Annotated in this window: 5 protein-coding genes and 1 pseudogene; 2 read left to right on the top strand and 4 right to left on the bottom strand. The window is 56.1% G+C overall.

What is annotated here, in order from left to right:
* The first annotated feature begins 97 nt into the window (after positions 1-97).
* Positions 98-646 (top strand): recombinase family protein, encoded by a 549-nt coding sequence (locus RRF55_RS26750; protein ID WP_100098023.1) that lies wholly within the window; start codon positions 98-100, stop codon positions 644-646.
* A gap of 77 nt (positions 647-723) precedes the next feature.
* Positions 724-1146, top strand: coding sequence for a hypothetical protein (locus RRF55_RS26745; RefSeq protein ID WP_072040919.1), 423 nt, complete (start codon positions 724-726; stop codon positions 1144-1146).
* Positions 1147-1538: 392 nt separating this feature from the next.
* Here the strand turns inward: RRF55_RS26745 and RRF55_RS26740 are convergent, their stop codons facing one another.
* The 4 genes and pseudogenes from RRF55_RS26740 to RRF55_RS26725 all read right to left on the bottom strand — a co-directional run.
* Entirely contained in the window at positions 1539-2639 is a 1101-nt protein-coding gene (locus tag RRF55_RS26740) for a tyrosine-type recombinase/integrase (protein WP_004146386.1), read from the bottom strand.
* A gap of 155 nt (positions 2640-2794) precedes the next feature.
* Positions 2795-3886, bottom strand: a pseudogene (locus RRF55_RS26735) (AbgT family transporter); the annotation flags it as partial.
* A 119-nt stretch (positions 3887-4005) separates the two neighbouring features.
* Positions 4006-5451, bottom strand: a complete 1446-nt coding sequence (locus RRF55_RS26730) for a M20 family metallopeptidase (RefSeq protein ID WP_020805029.1) — start codon at positions 5449-5451, stop codon at positions 4006-4008.
* Positions 5451-6016: M20/M25/M40 family metallo-hydrolase (locus RRF55_RS26725; protein ID WP_439419187.1), on the bottom strand; the 566-nt coding region annotated here is incomplete at its 5' end. The genes RRF55_RS26730 and RRF55_RS26725, both read right to left, overlap by 1 nt.

Genomic DNA, 6016 nt, shown 5'->3' with positions numbered 1-6016 from the left:
GGCCATGTTTTTTGCTCCAAAAAGAGGCTTCGCCCAAACGAGGGTTTGAGCGAAAGCGCGGAGCTTTTTACAATCAGCTATTTCAACGGGTTACAACATGCTGATTGGCTATGCACGGGTCTCTACAGGGGATCAAAACCTCGATTTGCAGAAAACAGCACTGTTTCGCGCAGAATGTGAACAGATATTTGAAGACACCGCGAGCGGGAAAAATGCCAGACGGCCGGGATTGAGGCGCGCCTTACGCAGGCTTAAGCCCGGCGACGTGCTGGTGGTCTGGAAACTGGACCGGCTTGGACGCAGCGTGCGTGATCTGATTACGCTCGTGTCGGAGCTGCAGGCTCGCGGGGTGAATTTTCGCAGCCTGACCGACAGCATCGATACCAGTACGCCTGCAGGCCGCTTTTTCTTCCACGTCATGAGCGCCCTGGCGGAAATGGAGCGCGAGCTGATCGTCGAGCGAACCAGAGCGGGTTTAGCCGCAGCGAGGGAGCAGGGGAGAGTCGGTGGCCGTCGCCGGGTAATGACTGAAGATGTGGTGGAGCAGTGCCGCAGAATGCTGGAGAACGGCGCTACCCGGCAGCAGGTGGCTGATGTGACAGGCGTGGACGTGAAAACAATCTACAAGTACCTCCCGGCGACTTGAAGACAAAGATTTCACTACTTTTCCTGATATGTTACGTTTGGCTTAATCAATTCATTCAGCTTTGAAAACAGTTTGGTTTGTTCGTGAACGGTAAGAAAACAATAAGTTTTGAACAATTTTTAACTATTAACAGCAATCTTGTTTCCATCTCAGATACATGGGCAGACTTGTGGGCGTTAATTTTTCACACAGGTTTAAGCGCTGGAAGGCTGCTGAGTATTCGATATGATGATATTGATGATGGCTTGATACTGATACGAAAACAGGGTCACCTGAAAGAGCTACGTGTTGAATCAACCCCTCCAGTGGAGGGGATCATTGCTCGTAGAAGAGAACGCTATCCAGAAGATGTTTTTTTATTTCAGAGCCATTCTAACCGTGTGAAGTACCATCGCCGGCCGGTCACTATAATTGCTTTCAACACCGCTTTACGTCGCGCCGCTAGATCATTACCAGACGTTAACGTAAGCAGTAGTAGCGCGAGAAACATACCGGACTAAGCGCCTGTCCAGTAGCGTGTGGCCGATGTGACAGGCGTGGGAGTGAAGACGATTTACAAATATTTGCCAGTACAATACGGCGATAAAAAATCCCCTTGAGCAGGCACACTCAAGGGGAAAATACTACATAACATCATTGCTGTGTGCGTCTTTGCGCTCATCTATCTTCCAAGAAGATGCCGAAAGCTTCCAGATATTTCTGGTCTGAGCAGTTAAAACATTGTGTCTGTGGCCTATGTGCTCGGAGGGGGGGAAGACGATTTATAAAGATTTCCCGGATAGCATACTGCATGAGGCTGGGTGAGGATTTGGTGTAAAATCCCACCCGGCAGCAGCATGCATTAGTTGCCGGGTGGGCGTGGGCTCAGGCAGGGGGAGCACCGCTTTTGATTCTACTCAATGTTTTTGCTTTTCTGCAACTTATCGAATTTCTCATGCAGCGTTTTCGGAAATAGCTCAGTGTAAACCTGCCACAATATATTGAGTGAACGATGTCCTGTGACCTGCGCTACCTCTTCAATACTGAATCCTGCTTCAAACAGACGGCTTGCCCCTTCGCGCCGTAGATCGTGATACCTCAGATCCTCAATCCCCAACTCGTCACGAACGCGCCGATACATGGCTGTTATACTTTTCGGATTGAACGGGAATACCCTGTCGTCAACACGAGGCTGCATCGTCAATATCCTCCAGGCATCACCAAGTAAGGGCACTAACATGTGGTTGCCGATTTTTTTCCTCGGGTCCTTCCTGTCTCTAACGATAACAGAACGCTGAATATCGTCCACATCCTCCCAGAGAAGACGACAAACCTCTCCAACCCTCATACATGTAAGTATGGAAAACATAAATATTTGATGTAATGGCGCCCCGGTGTATGCCGTTTCGGCCTTAACTTTAAGAACTTCATACAACCGATCAACCTCGGTAGCACTTGCGCGGCGACTACGTCGCTGTGAAGGACCTGTGATCCCCATATTTCTCAACCAAACTTTAGCGTCAGATAATTCGTTCAAATTAGCTGGGGCGCCAAAAAGTGGCTTGGCCGCTTCAAGCGCAACACTTAAATACGATACGTCCTGAGAGATAGTGGAAGGCGCAAGTCCTTGCGCTTTTCGGGTCTGGCAGTGCTCGATAATATGTTTTGCGGTCAAGTCCGTAAGTTTGATTTCTGCCAGAAAGGAACGGCCAAGGGTGCGGAGAGAGCTTCTTTTTGATGCGCCGAGCGTTATGTTTGGGTGGTTTTCATACTGAGTAAGCAGGTCACCAACAGTTATAACAGAGATCTCTTTCATCTCTTTTTCTGGCTCTGGGAGACCATGCTCTTCAATGTATGCTACACGTTTAGCCCCCCAGGACTTCGCAAGGGTGTTCTTGGAGAAGGTTTTGTTCTCCCGGTGGACGTACTTACCATTTTGTTTAACGGCTACAGTACAGCGATAACGGGCAGTTCCATCGCTGCGTAATCTTTTCTCTATGGTGAAGAAAGCCATATCCAAACCTTAAACTGTGGGGTGCTGTGTGGGGTGCTGATAACAACATAATGGGTTAAAACGGGTGAAAATAGCCTAAAATATAACTGTCTCGATATCCAGTATATTTTTATATATGACTGATATTATTATATATATTTTATAGGGTCTGATTTGTGGCTACGATTGAACATCGCCACGAACTGCGCCAGCGGGAAGACCATCACGATAAACCCGGCCATCTCTTTCATCGGCTCAATCATCAACTGCGGCAGGTCGGCCTGGCGGCGAATTTTGCCGGTGGCGATGCCGTATGCCAGCGACACGACAAAGAAGAAAAAGATAATTAGCGGCACGATGCCTTTGATAAACGGCGAGGGCATGACCGTATGCTGAACCGGATCGCGAAGAATACCGTTTTCGGGGACCACCATCAGGGCGATGACCGCCACGAATACCAGCGTCGCCACGCCGGCGATGCGCAGGCCGAACCGCTCCGCGGGCGTCAGCGTCTGCAGCTTTTCATCACGACTGCCTTGCCACTGGCCCAGCCGCGGCTCGACCAGCTTATCGGTGATCAGTCCGCCGACGAGCGTCAGAACGATCACCGAGGTCGCCATAAAGTACCAGTTGTCGATCACACTGACGTGCAAAGAGGCATCGATGGACTTTGCCGCCTCGGTGCTGATCCCGGAGAGCAGCACGTCGGTGGTGACAATCAGTAGATTGGCGGTAAAGCCGCAGCCCACGCCGGCTATCGCCGCCAGCAGACCAGCGACAGGATGCCGACCGACGGCAAGAAACATCAGCGCTCCCAGCGGCGGCATAATCACCAGCGCCGCATCGGAAGAGATATGGCTGAAAAAGGCGATAAACAGCACCATATAGCTGGCATAGCGGGCGCTGACGTGCGAGGCCATCTTGACCATCAACGCCGGTAACAGGCCCACCCGCTCGGCAAAGCCGGCGCCCAGCACCAGGGCGAGGATCGCCCCCAGCGGCGCGAAACCGCTGAAGTTTTTAATCACGTTCGGCAAAAACCAGTGCAATCCTTCCACGCTGAGCAGGTTTTTGACCACCACCCGCGAACCGTCAGTTGGGTTTTGTACCCCAACGTTGAGGGCGGAGAGGATTGCCGTGGCAGCGATCAGCACGGCGATGAGATAGATAAACAGCAAAAACGGGTGCGGGACCTTGTTACCGATCTTCTCTACCCAGCCATAGCGCTTTCCGCCGGGGGAAGATGACGGTATGGATGACATACTCATGGGCATTCCTCTGTTGTCGTTGTTGTGTTGGGCAGGCCTGCTCCCGTACTGCCGGCGGTTATTATGGGCGGTGCGTGCCGCGATCCGGTCAGCGTTGGCCAGGAGTAGCCTCTAAGTGGTTATCGTAAAACGGACGGACTCACCTCCGCCGGGATCGGGCAACGATAGGGGCGTTCGGCCAGTACCTGCCTGAACTCTTGCTGGCTGGCCTCCAGCAGGGCGCTGTCGCTGAATAAACGGATGGCGGTCGCCGCGAGCACTTTCCCCGCCAGCAACATCCCTTTATGGGCAATGGAGGTTCTGCCCTGGCTCACCAGCTGCCAGCTGTGCAGCGGGGTACCCACCGCGAAGCACGGGCTGAAGCACTGGGCCACCGGCGCTTTCCAGCTAACATCGCCGACGTCGGTGGATCCGGCGAGGACGTTATCCGTGGCCGCCCAGGGCGCCACCTCATCAATCAGCAAGGTGTCGCGGTGGCGACGAGCGAACGTTTTGCCTTCCTCGCCACTGGTGCCGGCAATATTGTTCAGGCTGTTGTTAATATCGTTGGCGCTGAGGGTGGCGCGGATCGCCGCGGCAAAAGCGCGTTCCTCGTCGCTCCAGGCGGGGGTACCGTAATGACAGACCGCCTGATACATCGCCGCCTCAAGCGTGCGGTTGGGTAGATAGCTGGAGCAGGCTTTTTCAAAGCGGCAGCTGACCTGGGTCTCGGTCATCAGCGCGGCCCCCTGGGCAATCTTCTCTATGCGGGCGAAGATTTGCTCAGCGTCGGCCATCTCCGGCGCGCGGATCAAATACAGCACTTCCGCCTGCGCCTGCACCACGTTGGGCGAGACGCCGCCGGTATCGGTAATGGCGTAATGGACGCGCGCCTTCTCGATGATATGTTCATTGAGGAAATTGCTGCCGGTGGTCATCAGGGTGACGGCATCCAGCGCGCTCCGGCCCAGGTGCGGCGAATTAGCGGCGTGGGCCGCGGTGCCGGTAAATCGCCATGCCGCCTGAATGTTGGCGAGGGTGCGGGTGCTGAACATCCCGGCCCAGGCTTCCGGATGCCAGGTCAGCGCCGCATCGACATCATCAAACAACCCTTCGCGCACCATAAAGGTTTTTCCCGAACCGCCTTCCTCGCCGGGACAACCGTAGAAGCGCAGAGTGCCGCTGTCGCCGTGTTGCTGCAGCCAGCCTTTGGCGGCGACCGCCGCGGCGAATGCCGCGGTGCCGAGCAGATTGTGCCCACAGCCGTGGCCGTTGGCTCCCGGCGTCAAGGGCGTCGGTTCCGCGCTGTGGGCCTGCTGGCTGAGTCCCGCCAGGGCGTCAAATTCGCCGAGCAGGGCAATGACCGGTTGGCCCTCACCGACGCTGGCGATAAAGGCATTCGGGATCCCGCCGGCATCGCGGGTGAGCTGAAAACCTTCCGCCTCCAGGGCGTCGGCCAGCCGTTGGGCTGACCAGAACTCCTCAAAGCGGGTCTCCGGGTGGTCCCAGATGTCGTCGGCGATGGCGCAGTAAGTGTCGCGTTGTGCCTCAACCACCTCGTCCACAAACTGAAAAATGGCTTCCATTACACCCCCCGCTGCCAGGGAAAGTTAAGCGCGACGCGCGCCAGGGTTTCGACCGCTACCGCCATCACGCTCTCGTCGAAGTCAAACTTTTCGTTGTGGTGACCGGCGCTGAGTTCAGTGCCGAAAATCATGTACGAGGCGAGGCCGCCGCGCGCCTGGACCCGGGCCATCATCAGGGTGGCGTCTTCCGAGCCCGCCGGGGCGGCGATGCGATCCACCGCCTGTTGCACGCCGGGCACCCGGGCGGCCTGTTCGCGCAGATAGTCCACCCACGCCGGCGACGGTGCGCTGGCGGTCGCCGCGCCCATCATGCGCAGTTCGTAGCGGGCTTCGTACATCACCGCAGCCCCGGCGACGACGTGCTGCGCCCGCTCGAACACGTACTGATTAATGGCTTCGCTTTCGCCGCGGGTTTCCACTTTTAACAGCGCGGAAGAGGGCACCACGTTGCGCCCGGTACCGGCCTGCATCACCCCGACGTTGACCCGCGAGGCGCCGGCGCTGTGCGGCGGGATGGCGTGCAGGCCAAGGGCGGCCTGGGCGGCGGCCAGCAGCGCGTTGCGCC

It is taken from the genome of Klebsiella sp. K47, assembly GCF_051858335.1.
GTDB lineage: Bacteria > Pseudomonadota > Gammaproteobacteria > Enterobacterales > Enterobacteriaceae > Klebsiella > Klebsiella pneumoniae.
This window is presented reverse-complemented; position numbering and strand designations above follow the sequence as displayed.